Origin of the sequence: Arthrobacter sp. CAN_A212 (assembly GCF_015752345.1) — a bacterium.
GTDB lineage: Bacteria > Actinomycetota > Actinomycetes > Actinomycetales > Micrococcaceae > Arthrobacter_D.
The window spans coordinates 57,468-73,712 of record NZ_JADOUT010000014.1 but is presented as its reverse complement, the minus strand read 5'-3'; the positions used below and the strand labels follow the sequence as shown (position 1 = coordinate 73,712).

Below are 16,245 nucleotides of genomic sequence, written 5' to 3'. Positions count from 1 at the left end.
CGCAAGGTAAGACCTTGGTCGGATAGGCACCAGTTGAGCACCGTGACCCACCCCGGAGATTCCCTGACCCGGCGCCAAAAACTGATCTATGTAGTGATTCTCGGCTCCCTCACCGCCCTGGGCCCTTTCACCATCGACCTGTACCTGCCAGCGTTTCCGTCCCTGCAGAGCGATCTCGGTGTCACCGAGGCGGCGGTGCAGCTGACCTTGACCGGCACGATCGTCGGGTTCGCCGTGGGGCAGCTGATTGTCGGCCCGCTCAGTGACAAGGTGGGACGACGGGTACCGCTGATTCTGGCGACAAGCGTCCATATCCTCGCCTCGCTGGGTGCCGCGATGGCAACCGACATCACGATGCTGATGGTCTTCCGGGTGTTGCAGGGCATAGGAGCGGCCGGAGGCGGCGTCGTCGCCATGGCCATGCTTCGCGATCTGTTCAGCGGGTACCCGCTGGTGAGAATGCTCTCCTACATGGCGCTCGTTAACGGGTTGGCGCCCATCTTTGCTCCGGTGATCGGGTCGTCGCTGCTGCTCGTCATGCCCTGGCCGGGGATTTTCTGGTTCCTCGCAGGCTACGGGGTGCTGGTGATCATCGGTGCGTCGGTGTTCCTCATCGAAACCCTGCCCGCGGACCGGCGGGGCAATTCAGGTGCCACCGCTCTGCAGCGTTATCGTGCGGTGCTCACCGACCGGATCTTCATTGGTGTCCTGCTGGTGGGCGGAATGAACTTCTCGGGACTGTTTTCGTACCTGTCGGCGTCGCCGTTCCTGTTCCAGGGCACCTACAACTTCAGCGAGCAGCAGTACGGGCTGCTTTTCGCGGTGAATTCGCTCGGCATTGTCGCGGGCGTGCAGATCAGTGCACGGATCCTGCGGCGGATCGGCCCCCAGTGGGTGATGGTGTACTCGACCGCGTCGATGCTGCTGATGTCGCTGCTCATCGTGCTGTTCGCCCAGCTGGGGTTCGGTTTGTGGGGCATCATGGTGCCGCTGTGGTTCTACATCATGTCGGCAGGGTTCACATTCCCCTGCGTGCAGGTACTGGCGCTGGCCAACCACGGTGCCCAGGCCGGAACTGCAGCATCGCTCCTGGGCGCCGTCACGTTCGGTCTGGCGGGTGCGATCTCTCCAGTGGTCGGTCTGCTCGGCGTCTCAGCCACCACAATGGGTTCCGTGATGGCGGTCTGCATCGGTGCTGCAGTGGTGTTCCTGTGGACCGTGGTCAGGCCGCGCACCGTCCCTGCGCTGCAGTAACTCCAACAGCAGCGACTGGTCTTGCGACCGCTACCCCTGCGCCAGGCGGCGCAGGGGTAGACCGCGGTTAGCTCCGTTCGGCCTTGCTGGAGATGTTCCGGGCCATCGACTTGAAGATGGTGCCGTGGAACGGGAGCACACCCAGCCAGTACAGCCGGCCCGCAAGACCCCTCGGGAAGAACACCGCGCGCTGGGTGTATTCGCTGCCGGTGCCATCGGGGCGCACTGACATCTCCAGCCAGGCACGGCCCGGGAGCCTCATCTCCGCGCGCAGGCGCAGACGCTCACCTCTGACGATTTCCTCGACCCGCCAGAAGTCCAATGGGTCGCCGGTCAGCAGCTGATCGTTGTGGCGCCGGCCGCGGCGAAGCCCGACGCCGCCCACCAGCTTGTCCATCCAGCCACGGGCAGCCCAGGCGACGGGAAGGGAGTACCAGCCGTTGTCTCCGCCGATGCCTTCAATGACCTTCCAGAGACGTTCGGGTGACGCCTTGGACTGGTAGACCTGGACGTCGGTGAAGACCGTGCGACCAGCCCATTCCGGGTCGGTGGGCAGCGGATCGGCCGCAGTGTCAAGCCGCGATGCTCCTGCCCAGCTGGTTTCCACCTCTCCCCCGCGTTCCTTGCCCAGCGCCAGGTTCACCGCGGTACGGTAGTCGGTCAGACCGCCGTCGGGCACCGGAAGGTAGTCGTCAATATCGTGCTCGGCGGTGATTGCATCGTGCTGGAGCGATTCGATGAGCGGCATCGCCATCACCCGAGGGATCGGCGTGACCAGGTTCACCCAGTGGCCAGCCAGCCGGGGGGTCAGCACCGGCAGGGCGAGGATCTTGCGGCGCGGCAGACCTGCTTCGACCGCGTACTGGTTCATCATTTCGGCGTAGGACAGCACGTTCCGCGAGCCGATGTCGAAGGTCCGGTTCAGGTCGGCGGGCAGGGAGAGTGCGCCGATCAGGTAGTGCAGGACGTCGCGGACAGCGATGGGCTCGATCCGGTTGAGCACCCACTTGGGTGCTGGCATCACGGGGAGGACATCGGAGAGGTGCCTGATCATTTCGAATGACGCGGACCCGGAACCGATGACCACACCGGCCTGATAGGCGATGGTGGGCGTCCCGGATTCCAGCAGGATGCGTCCCACCTCTTCGCGGGAGCGCATGTGGGTGGAGAGTTTCACATCCGACGGGTGCAAACCACCCAGGTAGACCATCCGCACCACCCCAGCCTTGGTGGCGGCCCGGGAGACCAGGGAAGCAATGTTCGATTCCTTGGTCTCAAAGCCTTTCCCGGTCCCCATTGAGTGGACCAGGTAGTACAGGGTGTCGACCCCATCGCACGCCTTGGTCAACGATTCTTCGTCTTCGAGGTCGCCCTCCACCACTTCCACCGAAGAGGTCCAGGGGACGTCCTTGAGCTTCTGCGGGGAGCGCACCAGCACACGCACGGTGTGGCCTTCGGCGACCAGACGGGAGACCAGCCGGCCACCGATATACCCGGTAGCGCCGGTGACTAAGATCAGTTTGCTGTCTTGTTCCATTTCCCCAGAATACGCCTCGAACCTGGTGACTCACGACAAAAGAAAAACCCCTTCCCTCCAGCACGAAGCTGGTGGGAAGGGGTTTAGTGGCTCCTCCGACTGGACTTGAACCAGTAACCCTTCGATTAACAGTCGAATGCTCTGCCAATTGAGCTACGGAGGAAAGCAGCAGATACAACTTTACATACCAAGTGCGGGTAAGTGAAATTGGCCGGGAATCAGTCGGAGCGCAGCTGACGACGGCGCATCTCCAGCGCCAGCAGGTCACGCTGCAACTGGACGTAGTGCTCGGGGTCGGCAGCAGCATCAACGCGCTGCAGTTTCCCCTGCATCTCGGCTTTGAGCCGGGTGATGCGCAGCTCGAAGAGCCGGTTCACGATGTCACGGCAGTAGAGGGCCAGTGCGTCCTCGGCTTTCGACGGCAGCGGGGTGACAGCCAGTTCGGTGACCAGCCCGCGCAGCACCTCAGGGACCTCCTGCCGGACCCGTTCCACCCACTGGGCCGGATCCACACCCGCGGCGCCGGCGGCCTGCACAGCGTCCTTCAGCACCCCGTAGACACGCTCCGAGAACCCCGACTCCGCAAACCGCTCCCAGTGCACCGGTTCCAAAAGGTTCGGGTACTGCAGCACCACCTCGAGGACTTCCCGCTCCATCCGGCCAATCGGGTCTTTGGGGTCCGGTCGGGGGAAGTGCAGGGCCTCTGCTTCGCCGCTCGGCGCGTCGGCGGTGCCGTTGCTGGATCCGGCCGACGACGACGGCGCTGCGCCCTCGCGGGACGGCGCAACCGACATTCCGCCGGGGCCACTACTCACCCCGGTCCCCTTGCGGGCGGCTGACGCCACTGCGCGAGCCACCTGGTCCTCGCCGACGAACTGCATCCCGAGCCAGCGGGACAGCTCCCGCGTGTAGATGGACCGCAGCGAGACGTCCCGGATCCGCGCGACAATCGGGGCGGCATGCCGCAGGGCGTTGACCTGCCCCTCGCCGGTGGACAGGTCGTAGTTGCTGAAGGAAGCCTGGATGGCGAACTCAAACAGGGGACGCCTTGACGAGATCAGGCCACGGACGGCGTCGTCGCCCCTGGTCTGCCGTAGCTCGCAGGGATCGGCGCCGCTGGGCTCCACCGCCACGTAGGTCTGCGCGACGAACCGCTGGTCCTCCTCGAAGGCGCGCAGGGCGGCCTTCTGCCCGGCGGCGTCGCCGTCGAAGGTGAAGACCACTTCCCCACCGGAGCCGTCGTCCGACAGGAGCCGGCGGGCGATCTTGATGTGGTCGGCGCCGAACGCGGTGCCGCAGGTCGCGACGGCGGTCCCCACCCCAGCGAGGTGGCATGCCATCACGTCGGTGTAACCCTCGACCACCACGAGCTGGCGGGTCTTGGCGATTTCCCGCTTCGCCAGGTCGATGCCGTAGAGCACCTGGGATTTGCGGTAGAGCGAGGTTTCGGGGGTGTTGAGGTACTTGGGCCCCTGGTCCTCCTCGTAGAGCTTCCTGGCCCCGAATCCCACGGTGTCGCCGGTGATGTCACGGATCGGCCAGATCAGGCGGCCGCGGAACCTGTCGTAGATGCGCCCCGCGTTGTTGGAGGAGACGCTGAACATGCCGGTAAGTTTCAGCTCGTCCTGGGTGAAGCCCTTGCCGGTGAGGTGGGTCAGCAGTCCGTCCCAGCCCTGCGGCGCGTAGCCCACCCCGAACAGTTCGGCGGCCGCCCGGTCGAATCCCCGGTCCTGCAGGAACCGGCGCCCCGCCGCGGCGCCCTGGGTCAGGAGCTGATCGCGGTAGAACTCGGCGGCGATCTTGTGGGCGTCCAGCATGCGCTGGCGCCGCCCGATATCTTCCCGCCGGGGGCCGGTGCCGCCGTCCTCATACCGCAGCTCAAACCCGATCCGGGAGGCGAGCTTTTCGACGGTTTCGGAGAACGAGGTGTGGTCCATCTTCTGGACAAACGAGATCACGTCGCCGCCCTCACCGCAGCCGAAACAGTGGTAGGAGCCCATCTGCGGACGGACGTGGAACGACGGCGAACGCTCGTCGTGGAAGGGACACAGGCCCTTGTAGGAGCCCACACCGGCGGACTTCAGGGTGACGTAGCCGTCAACGATTTCCTTGATGTCAGTGCGTTGGCGTACCTCATCGATGTCTTCGCGCTTGATGAGTCCGGCCATGAAAACAGTCTATGCGTCAGCGATGGGGTGCGGGCGCGCCAGCAATACCTGTGCAGGACCAGTCCCGCCCGAAGCGCGGGACCAGGTCCAGGAAAGCGCGGGGGCTGCTACCAGAGGGACGGAACAGGTCCAACGGCGCGCCGGTGGAGGGCCAGCGCCGAGGCGTCGGTAAGGGACGCCACCTGGTCGATGACCACCCGGAGCCGGGCGTCGTCGTCGGGCGCGTCCTTCCAGTCCGCAGCGAAGGTCGGTTCCAGGAACCGGTCCCCGGCGGCGGCCATCTGGGCGACCAGCGAGCTGAGTACCTCCCGCTGGCGTTCGTAGACCGGCTGGCGCCGTTCGGTGGTCATCACAAACGTGGTGGCCAGGCCCTTCATGACGGCAATCTCCAGCTCCGTTTCCTCGGGCACCACCATTTCCGCGTGGTAGCGGGTGAGTGGATTGTGGCCGTAGATGGCGCGGGTGGCCGAGAGGGCGCTCAGGCAGAACCGGCCGATCAGCTGGCTGGTCATGTTCTTCAGGGCGGCCATCGACCGCCTGCTGCCGTCCGCGTCGCGCACCCAGGTATCGGTCGCCTCAAGCCGGGTGAGGGCCGCGTCGATGGCTGCGGCATCGCTGTCCGGGAGGTACCACTGCTGGGTGTAGCCGACCACCCGGGCACGCGTGTCGGAGTTGTCCATCTGCTTCAGCTGGAAGTGTCCGGCCACGATGGCGTCCTCGACGTCGTGCACCGAGTAGGAGATGTCGTCGGCCAGGTCCATGACCTGCGCCTCAAGACAGGACTGACCGGCCGGGGCGCCCTGCCGGAGCCACTCGAAGACCGGGAGATCGTCCTCGTAGGCACCGAACTTGGAGGTGCGCTGCCCGTGCCGTACCGGGGCGTTGGCGGCGGTCCACGGGTACTTCGCGGCGGCATCGAGGCTGGCGCGGGTGAGGTTGAGGCCGGCGGGGGTACCGTCGGCGCGGATCACCTTCGGCTCAAGCCGGGTGAGCAGGCGCAGGGTCTGGGCGTTGCCCTCGAACCCGCCGACAGCATGTGCCAGGTCGTTCAGCGTGGATTCGCCGTTGTGGCCGAAGGGCGGGTGGCCGAGATCGTGTGCCAGGCAGGCGGCGTCGACAATGTCCGGGTCGCAACCCAGCGCGCGGCCCAGTTCGCGCCCCACCTGGGCGACCTCGAGGCTGTGGGTCAGGCGGGTGCGGACGAAGTCGTCGGTATCGGGGGCCACCACCTGGGTCTTCGCGCCGAGGCGCCGGAGCGCGGAGGAGTGCAGCACCCGGGCGCGGTCACGCTCGAAGTGGGACCGGTGCGTGCTCTTGGCGGGTTCGTCAACCCACCGCTGCATGTCGGCGTCGGTGTAGCCGGGGGTGACCGGCGCGTTCGGGAAGCTCATGCCGGGCTCAGCCACCTGAGATATCCACTTCCGCGGCGGAAATGTCCGCCTGCTGCGCGTCGTTCAGTGCCCGTGAGGTCAGCCAGTCCTGCGGCAGGGAGGTCTTCTTGGGGCTGCCGGCACGGCCTCGTGGGCCTTCGGCGTCGGCTCCCGGGTAGGGGGAACCGGCGTCCAGCTCGGCCAGCAGTTCGCGCAGCACCTCGAGGGTGGGGACGGCGGCCAGCTTGGCGCGCAGCTCCCCTCCGACCACGTAACCCTTGAAATACCAGGCCATGTGCTTGCGAATATCCCGCAGCGCCATCATCTCGTTGCCGAAGGTGTCGACCAGCAGTTCCGCGTGCCGGTAGACGGTGTCGGCCACCTGCCCGAGGCCGGGCTGGTGCCTGCTGCTCTCCCCCTCGAAGGCGTTCATCAGGTCTCCGAACAACCACGGCCTGCCCTGGCAGCCGCGTCCAATGACGACGCCGTCGACGCCGGTCTGCCGCACCATCCGGATGGCGTCCTCCGCCGACCAGATGTCGCCGTTGCCGAGCACCGGGATGTCCGGGAGCGCCTCACGGAGTTCCGCGATGGCGTTCCAGTCGGCCTTGCCGGAGTAGAACTGGGAGGCTGTCCTACCGTGCAGCGCCACGGCTGCGACGCCACTGTCGCGGGCGATCTTCCCCGCCTCGCGGAAGGTCAGGTGATCCTCGTCGATCCCCTTGCGCATCTTGATGGTCAGCGGGATGTCGCCCTTCGAGGCTTCCCGGACCGCTGTCTGGACGATGCCGGTGAACAGGTCGAGCTTCCAGGGCAGTGCCGCACCGCCACCCTTCCGGGTGACCTTCGGGACGGGGCAACCAAAGTTCAGATCGATGTGGTCGGCCCGGTCTTCCTCGACCAGAATCCTGACCGCCGCGCCCACGGTGACCGGGTCGACGCCGTAGAGCTGGACAGAGCGCACGGCCTCGTCGTCGTCGTGCGAGATGATCCGCAGGGACTCGGGATTCCGTTCCACCAGGGCGCGGGAGGTCACCATTTCGGAGACGTACAGCCCGCCACCGTACTCGCGGCAGAGGCGGCGGAACGCTGTGTTGGTGATCCCGGCCATCGGCGCGAGGACGACGGGGGTCTTCACGGTAATGTTGCCGAGCTGCAGCGGGGGCAGATCGAGTCGGGTTTCAGCTGGGGAGCCGGGGGCGTGCGCCTCGGTTACTCCGGGCAGGGTTGATACAACAGTCACCTCTCCATTGTCGCAAGCTGAGGCAAATCGGGAAGCGTTTCGTTCGTCCCGGCGCGCCCGGGCCCCTCAGCCGCTTCGATCCCGCCGGGCACTCCGGGTATCAGCCGGCGGGTTCCCGCTGGCCGGCTGGACCGCCGCGCTCTCGGCGGCGAGCGCCGCAGGTCGCTGCCCGCCGTCGTCGTGCCCCGTCTGCCGGGTGATTCCCACCGCCTTGACCACCAGGACGGCGATCAGGGTGGTGGCAGGAATCGCGAGCACCAGGCCGATGGAGCCCACCAGGGTGCGGACCACCTCCTCCGCGAGCTCCCCGCTGGTGAGGTTCTCCAGGACGGTGCGTTCATAGAGCGAGACCAGGATCAGCAGCGGCAGCGCCGCCCCCGCGTAGGCGAACGCGATGGTGTACACGGTGGAGGCGATATGGTCGCGGCCAATCCGCATGGCACCGGCGAAAAGCCTGCGGGCCGAGGTGTTGGGGGCCAACTCATACAGCTCCCACACCGCCGACGACTGGGTGATAGTCACATCGTTGAGGACTCCCAGTCCGGAGATGATCAGCCCGCACATGATGATCCCGGAGATTGACACGTCACCGGAGGCGTTGACCAGCGCGTAGGCGTTCTCGTCCCCCACCCCGAACAGGTAGATCGATTCGGTGGCCCACGCGGCGAGCAGCGCCGTGATGGACAGGCCGAACAGGGTGCCCAGCAGGGCCGTCGAGGTCCTGGCGGAGAAGCCATGGGCAAAGTAGAGGACCCCGATCATGATCACCACCGACCCGACCAGTGCCAGCAGCAGCGGCGGTTTGCCTTCCACCAGGCCGGGCAGGATGAACTGGGCCAGGACGATCAGGGCGCCGACCAGGCCGATCATCGCCCGCAGCCCACGCCAGCGGGCGACGGCGACCACCACCACCGCGTAGAGGACGGCGAGCCAGATCATCGGGATGGTCCTGACGAAGTCCATGAAAATGTAGGGCGCGCTTCCGCCCTGGATGACCCCCTCCAGGTTCAGGAAGCGGATCCGGTCTCCGGGCTCCACCGCGTTGGCGCGGGCCAGTTCGGGGGAAACCTCGACCGGGACCGCCGCCCCGCCGGCGTCCGGCAGCGTGTAGGCGACCTGGCATTGCTGCGCAACCCCGCCGGCGTCGACGGTGGGTTGGGAGGACGGACAGTCCTCCAGGGAAATCCGTTCGACCTCCCCCGTGTCGATGGAGACGCCGTCTGCGGTGGCATAGGGATTCGCGATGGTGACGTTGCTGCGGTCCCCGCTGGGCCACAGCAGGATCATGCCGATCACCGTCAGGATTCCGAGGGGCACGAGAATGGCTGAGAGCAGCAGGTTCGCCCGCCGTCGGGCACCCATCGTTTTCTCGCTCAGCTCCGAATTCCCTGTGTCCTGAGTGTGGCTGTGGCCCACGAAGTTCCTAGCTGTCCAAGGTGTTAAGAGAGTGCACTCTTTTCGTGCCCTCCGGAATTCTACGCGGGGACCCCACACCCCGTTCGGGACATAAGCTATTACCAGGATGAGTTCGACCAAGCGGTAGGCGGAAAAGGACAGATGAAAGAACGGTTCAGTGAATCAAGCGAGGTTCCCGCAGGAACCGTCGCGCATGCCCCGGTCATCACCGTCCGCAAGGGCTCCGGCCCGGTCACCGGCGTCGCGCTGGTGTTGCATGGCGGTCGGGCGAACAGCTTCGAGCCGGTACGCACCCGCCATCTGAGTCCCGTGCGGATGATCCCTTTCGCCGCCCTGATCCATCGCCGCGGCAAGCGCCACGGCCTGGAAGTGTGGTCCCTGCGGAACAGCGTCAGGGGATGGAACGGCCAGGAAATGTCACCCCTGCACGATGCCCGTTGGGCTCTGGCCGCGATCCGTGACCGCCATCCGGGGGTGCCCATCTATCTGGTCGGCCATTCGATGGGCGGACTGGTTGCCCTCTGCGTCGCCGATGATCCACAGGTGCGCGCCGTGGTGTCCCTCGCCCCCTGGCTCAGCGACACCACCCCCGAGGATCCCGTCGACGGCAGGCGCGTGCTGATCCTGCACGGCGACCAGGACCGGTGGACCTCCCAGCGGCAGTCGTACCGGTACGCCCAGCGGGCGCGGGGGCTGGCCAAGGAGCTGCACTATGTCACGGTCACTCAGGCCGGACATTTCATGGTCACGAAGGCCCGGCTGTGGCACGAGCTCACCGCCTCCTTTGTGCTGAAAACCTTCATGGAGGACACGGGCGCGTCAGTACCACCGGCCGGCACCCTCCCTGCCCGGGACCTGCTGGCCAGCGACCAACCCCTATCCATCACGGTCTAGGCCATGACTGTCTGACCGGCCCGTCCCACTCCATCCATCAAAGGTGAATGATGCCTGAATTCCCGTTCCTCAGCTTTGCTGCCGGCTTCGGCTGGGCGACGCTCGGCGTCGTCGTGCTGCTGGCCGCGACCTTCGCCCTGGCACAGGTCCAGAAGCGCCACTCGGTGATCGATACGGCGTGGGGGCTCGGCTTTGTGGTGATTGCGGTCATCACCTTCATCACGTCGGCCGACGTGTCGGGAGCGTCAGCGGGCGACGACGGCCGCCGCGCGCTGATGCTCATCCTCACCGCTGCCTGGGGGTTGCGCCTGGCCGGATTCATCGGCTGGCGTGCCCGCGACGGTGCCGAAGACCCACGCTACGAGGACATGCTCAGTGATGCGCCGGGATCCCGTAACGCCTACGCGCTGCGAAAGATCTATCTGACGCAGGGCATCGTAATGCTCTTCGTCTCCCTGCCCATCCAGGTGGCCATGTATTCGACCGGGCCGCTGGGCTGGCTGGCCTGGGTGGGAGCGGTGATCTGGCTGGTCGGTTTCTTCTTCGAAACCGTCGGCGACTACCAGATGGCAGCGTTCCGGGGTAACCCGGCGAACAAGGGCACGGTGATGGACAGGGGCCTCTGGCGCTACACCCGCCACCCGAACTATTTCGGGGACGCCGCCGTCTGGGTGGGACTGTTCCTGGTGGCCGCCGACTCGTGGCCCGGCGTGCTGACAATCCTCTCCCCCGCCCTGATGTTCTGGACCCTGTCCAACAAGACCGGCAAACCCCTGACCGAAAAACGGCTCAGCAGCCGTCCCGGGTACCGGGAGTACATCGAGAACACCAGCGGTTTCTTTCCCCTTCCACCCAAACCCGGACGAGGTGCATCATCATGAGTCGACTCACTGAGAAGATCGGGCGCTGGCAGCCCCAGCCCAATGACCGCTTCTACCGGATGATCGTGCACACCGGGCAGACGCTGCAGTTCGTTTTCCGGATCCGGGTGATTGTCACCGGCGAGGAGAACCTCCTGCCGCGCGGACCACTGAATGGCAAGTCACGACGTCCGGTACCGGGGCAGGGTGCGGTCGTCGCCGTCACCCACTTCGGGTACCTCGACTTCGCGTTCGCGGAACTGGTGCTCTGGCGGCATGCCCGCGCCCAGATGCGGTTCCTCGTCACCAAGGGCGCCGGGTCGCACTGGTTTGCCGGCCCCGCCATCCGCGCAGCCGGTCACGTGATCGTCGACCGCAGTGCCGGCAGTGCGGCCTACCAGGGTGCGCTTGAGAAGCTGAAGGCCGGCGAATATGTGGCAATCCTGCCCGAGGCGGGCGTCAGCCGCAGCTACACCGTCCGGGAACTGAAGACCGGCGCGGTACGCCTCGCTGCCGAAGCCGGGGTGCCCATTATCCCGATCTCGGTGTGGGGGTCCCACCGCCTGATGAGCCGGGGCCAGAAACTGTCGCTGAAGACCGTCTTCCGCGCACCGGTCCGGGTCCACGTCAGCAAACCGATCCGGCACGGCGCCGATACCGACGTCGTCATCGAAACCGAGCAGCTGCGAGCCGAACTCCAGGACGGCATTGACCGCGGCATCGCCGGCTTCCCGCTGGTCCCCGAGCCCGGCGCCTGGTGGCACCCGGCCCACCTGGGCGGAGGCGCCATGACCGAAGAGGACCGCATCGCGGCCGACGCCCACGACCGGGCGACCGGCCGCCACGAGCGCCAGTAGCTTCCCCCGCTAGTCGCTGACGACCAGCGTTTCGGGTGCGCTCACGCTCGCGGTCCCCATCGCCAGGAGTGGGTCGATCACGTTGACCAGTGCGGTCATCGAATCGTCCACCTCGACGAGCACCGGGAATTGGTGCACCAGCATCGCCAGCAGGGAAGCCACTGCGGCTTCCTGCTCCGCGGGGGCCAGCGTCGGGTCGTACCCCACGAGGACATCGGCGGGGTCGTCGGTCCGGGTCTGGGTGTAGCTGATGGCAAACGCGGCGATCCTGCCGCCGTCGGCCTGCGGCTTGTCCCTGAGGACCACTGCTCCCCCGGCGCCGGTGGTGTCGGCGAGCAGGTACTGCTGGGCCTGTCCCAGGGTCATGTCCGCAGGATCCCAGGCGTGCACCGCGTTGTACCAGGCGGCGACGGCGGTGGTCAGTTCCACCGACCCGGTCGCCGCTTCATCCAGCTGCGGGCCACCGTTGTCCTCGAAGACCGGAAGCGCCAACGCACCGGGTTCCACCCGGACGATGCGGGAGCGCTGGATCGGTGCCAGCCCCGACGCGAGGGCGAAGTCACCGCCGGTGGACCCGGGAATCACCTTCGCCCGCAGCGCGGTGGCGCCCGACGGCGAGCCGGACGCCTCATTTCGCAGCATCGCCAGCAGGGTGGACCCGACACCGGCGCGCCGGTGGTCGGCTGCCACCTCGACGTACGCCCACAGGCGCTGGTTGTGCAGCTTCGGTTCGAAGACGTACGCAGCGGCGACGGGGACCCCCGCGTCGCTGCCCACTGAGCCGGTGCCCACGGTGTCCTCGGCAACGATGCAGCGCAGCCACGGGGTGTTGGAGGAGGGCCGGAACAGCGCTCTGGCCTGTTCCACCTGCGCGTTCTCGGGTCCGCCCCAGAGCTGGATGAGCTCCAGGTCGTCTCCTTCGCGCCACTCACGGTAGTTCAGTGCCATCAGGAGCCGATCAGCCGTGCGGCGAGGTAACCCTGAACCTGGTCAAGTGACACGCGTTCCTGGGCCATCGTGTCGCGTTCGCGGATGGTGACGGCCTGGTCATCGAGGGTGTCGAAGTCGACGGTGATGCAGAACGGGGTGCCGATCTCATCCTGACGGCGGTAGCGGCGGCCAATGGCGCCGGCGTCGTCGAAGTCGATGTTCCAGTTCCTGCGCAACTGCGCCGCCAGATCCTTGGCCTTCGGTGACAGGTCCTCGTTGCGGCTCAGCGGCAGGACGGCGGCCTTGACCGGGGCGAGGCGCGGGTCCAGCTTCAGGACGGTGCGCTTGTCGACGCCGCCCTTGGAGTTGGGTGCCTCATCCTCGGTGTAGGCGTCCACCAGGAACGCCATGAAGGACCGGGTCAGTCCCGCGGCCGGCTCGATCACGTACGGCGTGTACCGCTCGTTGGTGCCCTGGTTGAAGTAGCTCAGGTCGGTGCCCGAGTGCTTCGAGTGGGTGGAGAGGTCGAAGTCGGTGCGGTTCGCTATTCCTTCCAGCTCGCCCCACTCGGAGCCCTGGAAGCCGAACCGGTATTCGATGTCGGTGGTGCCCTTGGAGTAGTGGCTGAGCTTCTCCAGCGGGTGGACGAACAGGCGCAGGTTGTCCTCGTTGATGCCCAGATCGGTGTACCAGTCGAGGCGGTTCTTGATCCAGTACTCGTGCCACTCGTCGTCGGTGCCTGGTTCGACGAAGAATTCCATCTCCATCTGCTCAAACTCACGGGTGCGGAAGATGAAGTTGCCCGGCGTGATCTCGTTGCGGAAGCTCTTGCCGATCTGGCCGATGCCGAACGGCGGCTTCTTCCGGGACGTGTTGAGGACATTGTTGAAGTTCACAAAGATGCCCTGCGCGGTTTCGGGGCGCAGGTAGTGCATCCCCTCCTCGTTCGCGACGGGGCCCAGGAAGGTTTTCAGCAGACCGGAGAACTCCTGCGGTTCGGTCCACTCGCCGCGGGTGCCGCAGTTGGCGCAGGCAATGTCCTTGAGGCCGTTCTCGGGGGCCCGGCCCTTCTTCTCCTCGTACTCTTCCTCGAGGTGGTCGGCACGGAACCGTTTGTGGCAGCTCAGGCACTCCACCAGGGGGTCGCTGAACACGTCCACGTGGCCGGAGGCCTCCCACACCTTACGGGGCAGGATCACCGAGGAGTCGAGGCCGACGACGTCGTCGCGGCCACGGACCACCGACTGCCACCACTGGCGCTTGATGTTTTCCTTCAGTTCCGCGCCGAGCGGACCATAATCCCAGGCCGACCGTGATCCGCCGTAGATTTCCCCCGCCTGGAAGACGAATCCGCGGCGTTTCGCCAGGGAAATGATGGGGTCGAGTGCGGACTGGTTCTTGGCCAAGGTGGTTCTCCATTTCTACAGGCCGCTGGGTGCGGTCCGTGGTGGTGCCCGGCAGGTCTGAGACGGCCCAGGAATGGGCTGCGGCCTGCACGAATCGAAGGTTCAACCCTAGCCTACCGAGGTGGTCGGGACGGCGTCCCGGCGCAGGGTTCAGTGGCGTCCCGACACAGATTCACGAGCCGCCGGGCGAGGTCCGCGGTCAGCGGAAGCGCAGCGCGCGCCGGGGCCACGGCAGCGTGGTCAGCACAATGGCGACGAGGGTCAGGAGGGGCCCGGCCACCGTGGCCACTTCCACCACGGTTCCCGAAGTCGGGAACACGAGGTCGAGGACGAGCGATCCGACCAGTTGTCCAGCGATCATTCCCAACCCGGTCAGGAGCACGCCGAGGCTCCGGACTAGGACCGCGCCGAGCCCGATGAAGATACACCCGAGCGGGCCGCCCAGGTAGTACCACCACTCGGTGGGCAGTGCCTCCCCCGGCCCGGCGACCAGAACCTTGATCAGCCAGGCGACCAGCAGTACCGACGTGCCCGAGACAAAATTCAGGAGGGTGGCGGTGATCGGAGTCCCGTAATGGACGGCCGCGGTGCCGTTCATGGCCTGCTGGAAGCTGATGAGAAACCCTGCGGCAACCGGGAGCAGAACCGGAATCAGCCAGGACTGCACGTCACCGGAAGCACCAAAACGGGGAGATACTGCCCACACCACCGAGGCGACGGCTAGCGCGGTACCGATCAGCCGCATGAGCGTCAGCGGCCGCTTGCCGGCCGGGCCAATGCCAGCCCGGTCAGCGAGCAGGCCGCTGAGCGTCTGGCCCATCACCGCCGCGACAGTGAACAACGCCACACCCAGGACGCCGATGGTCAGGGACTGGGAGAAGACAAAGAAGGCACCGACGGTGCCTGCGGCGAGGTAGATGGGCGGGAACCGTCGTTCCCGCACCGCCGGAGCGATCTGACGGAAACCGGCCCTGCCCCGGGGTAGCGCACAGGTGATGACCACCATCAGGACGAGCCCCGTACTGAAACTGACCAGCGCTGCCGCCGCCCCGTCGGCCAGCTGGGTCCCGAGGGCGCCGTTGATCCTGCCCTGCAGGGGGATGGCTACGCCAGCCCCGACGGCGAGAAGCAGGCCAGGGACGAGGGGAAGCCGGGGGTGGTGTGACACCTACTGATCCTATGGCAGCGTGGCTGGCCCACCTGATGCGCCTGCGGTCGCTGGCCAGCAGCAAGATGCCCGGCAAGGCAGAATGGTTCAATGAGCAAATCCCACGACGTCGACCCCACCGCCGCTGACACCATCCAGATCTCGGATGACATGATCCGGTTGGGCCAACTCCTGAAGCTGGCAAACCTCGCTGAGGACGGTACGCAGGCCAAGGAACTCATCGATCATGGCCTGGTGAAGGTCAACGGGGCGATCGAGGAGCGCCGTGGCGCCCAGCTGCACCCCGGCGACGTGGTGACCGTCAACGGTGTCTCGGTGAGAATCACCAGCGGCTGAGACCAGCGCTGCTGTTGAACCGCGGCCCTTCCCGGCCGTGATTACCCCCGGCTAGGTTGCGGTTCGATCCCGAACACCGTCAGTTCAAGGAATTCCTTGACGTGCGCCAGTTCCCTGACACTGATGCTGTGGCCGATCCCCGCGTACAGCACCTTGGTGAGGCTGGTGTGCGCGACAGCCCAGCGGTGGGTGAACTCGATCCGGTCCCCAGTGATCACCGGGTCGTCCTGGTCCCGGCCCCAGAACAGCGGCACCGGGTGGGCCGCGACGTCGTCGTCGTGGAAGAAGTCGCTTCCGTCGGCGGGCACCACGAACCCTGACAGGCCGACGACGGTGGTGAAGTCCCGGGGGCGGTGGCGCAGCAGGGTGGTCGCTACGGCCATCCCCATGGAGAACCCGAGCAGGGACACGCTTGAGTGCACCGACTTCACCGAATCCAGCCAGGCGGCCACCCGGGCGACCGAATCAGTGACCAGGTCCACCGAGTACCCGGTGTCCTGGCTGAGGGGGAACCAGGTGAATCCGGGTCCCTGGGCGTGGGGGGCACGGACGGAGGCTACGGTCAGGTCGGCGGGCAGGTGGTCCACCAGGCCCATCAGGTCCTCCTCGTTGGCAAGGTGCCCGTGGAACATCACCAGCAGGGCAGTCCCCTGCCTCTCCTCCTCGGGACGGGACCACAGGACTACCGGATCCCAGGCCGGCCCGGTGGCTTGCTCGGCTGATGTGTGGGGGGTATCCGAAAGAGTCATTGAAGTATTCTGGCATGCGCCCACCGGTGGCACCCAGCCGGGGACTGCTACAGGATA

At 66.5% G+C, this 16,245-nt stretch carries 14 protein-coding genes and 1 tRNA gene; 5 read left to right on the top strand and 10 right to left on the bottom strand.

Annotation, left to right across the window (positions count from 1 at the left end; all coding sequences use genetic code 11):
- The first annotated feature begins 33 nt into the window (after positions 1–33).
- Positions 34–1,254 (top strand): multidrug effflux MFS transporter, encoded by a 1,221-nt coding sequence (locus IWX64_RS11760; protein WP_196867311.1) that lies wholly within the window; start codon positions 34–36, stop codon positions 1,252–1,254.
- A gap of 67 nt (positions 1,255–1,321) precedes the next feature.
- Here IWX64_RS11760 and IWX64_RS11755 read toward each other — a convergent pair whose 3' ends face one another.
- The 6 genes from IWX64_RS11755 to IWX64_RS11730 all read right to left on the bottom strand — a co-directional run bounded on the left by IWX64_RS11755 (position 1,322) and on the right by IWX64_RS11730 (position 8,934).
- Positions 1,322–2,791, bottom strand: coding sequence for an SDR family oxidoreductase (locus IWX64_RS11755; protein WP_196867310.1), 1,470 nt, complete (start codon positions 2,789–2,791; stop codon positions 1,322–1,324).
- An 87-nt stretch (positions 2,792–2,878) separates the two neighbouring features.
- Positions 2,879–2,954 (bottom strand) — tRNA-Asn (locus tag IWX64_RS11750).
- A 55-nt stretch (positions 2,955–3,009) separates the two neighbouring features.
- Positions 3,010–4,959 carry a DNA primase gene (gene dnaG / locus IWX64_RS11745; protein WP_196867309.1) on the bottom strand — a complete coding sequence of 650 codons (1,950 nt, stop codon included), beginning with the start codon at positions 4,957–4,959 and terminating at the stop codon, positions 3,010–3,012.
- Positions 4,960–5,066: 107 nt separating this feature from the next.
- The gene (locus IWX64_RS11740) at positions 5,067–6,350 is read right to left on the bottom strand and encodes a deoxyguanosinetriphosphate triphosphohydrolase (protein ID WP_196867331.1); all 1,284 of its coding nucleotides are present in this window, start codon (positions 6,348–6,350) and stop codon (positions 5,067–5,069) included.
- 7 nt (positions 6,351–6,357) lie between these two features.
- Positions 6,358–7,554, bottom strand: coding sequence for a tRNA dihydrouridine synthase DusB (gene dusB, locus IWX64_RS11735; RefSeq protein WP_196867332.1), 1,197 nt, complete (start codon positions 7,552–7,554; stop codon positions 6,358–6,360).
- 84 nt (positions 7,555–7,638) lie between these two features.
- Complete coding sequence (locus tag IWX64_RS11730) at positions 7,639–8,934, bottom strand: YibE/F family protein (RefSeq protein WP_334683269.1); 1,296 nt, start codon at positions 8,932–8,934, stop codon at positions 7,639–7,641.
- Between the two features lie 195 nt (positions 8,935–9,129).
- Here IWX64_RS11730 and IWX64_RS11725 point away from each other — a divergent pair, with 195 nt between their 5' ends.
- From IWX64_RS11725 to IWX64_RS11715, 3 genes are read left to right on the top strand one after another with little or no spacing between them, the layout of a single operon-like run.
- Complete coding sequence (locus tag IWX64_RS11725) at positions 9,130–9,882, top strand: dienelactone hydrolase family protein (RefSeq protein ID WP_196867308.1); 753 nt, start codon at positions 9,130–9,132, stop codon at positions 9,880–9,882.
- Between the two features lie 47 nt (positions 9,883–9,929).
- Positions 9,930–10,763, top strand: a complete 834-nt coding sequence (locus IWX64_RS11720) for a DUF1295 domain-containing protein (protein ID WP_442859052.1) — start codon at positions 9,930–9,932, stop codon at positions 10,761–10,763.
- On the top strand, positions 10,760–11,599 hold the full coding sequence (locus tag IWX64_RS11715; protein WP_196867307.1) for a lysophospholipid acyltransferase family protein: 840 nt from the start codon (positions 10,760–10,762) through the stop codon (positions 11,597–11,599). The genes IWX64_RS11720 and IWX64_RS11715 overlap by 4 nt, the downstream gene beginning before the upstream one ends.
- Positions 11,600–11,608: 9 nt before the next feature.
- Here IWX64_RS11715 and IWX64_RS11710 read toward each other — a convergent pair whose 3' ends face one another.
- The 3 genes from IWX64_RS11710 to IWX64_RS11700 form a co-directional block, all read right to left on the bottom strand.
- Positions 11,609–12,547 (bottom strand): GNAT family N-acetyltransferase, encoded by a 939-nt coding sequence (locus IWX64_RS11710; protein ID WP_196867306.1) that lies wholly within the window; start codon positions 12,545–12,547, stop codon positions 11,609–11,611.
- Positions 12,547–13,935: a glycine--tRNA ligase gene (locus IWX64_RS11705; RefSeq protein WP_196867305.1), complete on the bottom strand. Its 1,389-nt coding sequence runs from the start codon at positions 13,933–13,935 to the stop codon at positions 12,547–12,549. The genes IWX64_RS11710 and IWX64_RS11705 overlap by 1 nt, the downstream gene beginning before the upstream one ends.
- A 199-nt stretch (positions 13,936–14,134) precedes the next feature.
- Positions 14,135–15,103, bottom strand: a complete 969-nt coding sequence (locus IWX64_RS11700) for a DMT family transporter (protein ID WP_196867304.1) — start codon at positions 15,101–15,103, stop codon at positions 14,135–14,137.
- A 90-nt stretch (positions 15,104–15,193) separates the two neighbouring features.
- Here IWX64_RS11700 and IWX64_RS11695 point away from each other — a divergent pair, with 90 nt between their 5' ends.
- Positions 15,194–15,439: an RNA-binding S4 domain-containing protein gene (locus IWX64_RS11695; protein ID WP_196867303.1), complete on the top strand. Its 246-nt coding sequence runs from the start codon at positions 15,194–15,196 to the stop codon at positions 15,437–15,439.
- Positions 15,440–15,480: 41 nt separating this feature from the next.
- On the opposite strand, the gene IWX64_RS11690 is transcribed toward IWX64_RS11695, so the two are convergent.
- The gene (locus IWX64_RS11690) at positions 15,481–16,188 is read right to left on the bottom strand and encodes an alpha/beta hydrolase (RefSeq protein ID WP_196867302.1); all 708 of its coding nucleotides are present in this window, start codon (positions 16,186–16,188) and stop codon (positions 15,481–15,483) included.
- Between the last annotated feature and the right edge of the window lie 57 nt (positions 16,189–16,245).

What these genes read in the sequence shown, in the direction of transcription:
- IWX64_RS11755 (WP_196867310.1), bottom strand. Translation starts at nt 2,791, where the DNA reads ATGGAACAAGACAGCAAACTGATCTTAGTCACCGGCGCTACCGGGTAT.
- dnaG (WP_196867309.1), bottom strand. Translation starts at nt 4,959, where the DNA reads ATGGCCGGACTCATCAAGCGCGAAGACATCGATGAGGTACGCCAACGC.
- IWX64_RS11740 (WP_196867331.1), bottom strand. Translation starts at nt 6,350, where the DNA reads ATGAGCTTCCCGAACGCGCCGGTCACCCCCGGCTACACCGACGCCGAC.
- IWX64_RS11730 (WP_334683269.1), bottom strand. Translation starts at nt 8,934, where the DNA reads ATGGGTGCCCGACGGCGGGCGAACCTGCTGCTCTCAGCCATTCTCGTG.
- IWX64_RS11725 (WP_196867308.1), top strand. Translation starts at nt 9,130, where the DNA reads ATGAAAGAACGGTTCAGTGAATCAAGCGAGGTTCCCGCAGGAACCGTC.
- IWX64_RS11720 (WP_442859052.1), top strand. Translation starts at nt 9,930, where the DNA reads ATGATGCCTGAATTCCCGTTCCTCAGCTTTGCTGCCGGCTTCGGCTGG.
- IWX64_RS11715 (WP_196867307.1), top strand. Translation starts at nt 10,760, where the DNA reads ATGAGTCGACTCACTGAGAAGATCGGGCGCTGGCAGCCCCAGCCCAAT.
- IWX64_RS11710 (WP_196867306.1), bottom strand. Translation starts at nt 12,547, where the DNA reads ATGGCACTGAACTACCGTGAGTGGCGCGAAGGAGACGACCTGGAGCTC.
- IWX64_RS11695 (WP_196867303.1), top strand. Translation starts at nt 15,194, where the DNA reads ATGAGCAAATCCCACGACGTCGACCCCACCGCCGCTGACACCATCCAG.
- IWX64_RS11690 (WP_196867302.1), bottom strand. Translation starts at nt 16,188, where the DNA reads ATGACTCTTTCGGATACCCCCCACACATCAGCCGAGCAAGCCACCGGG.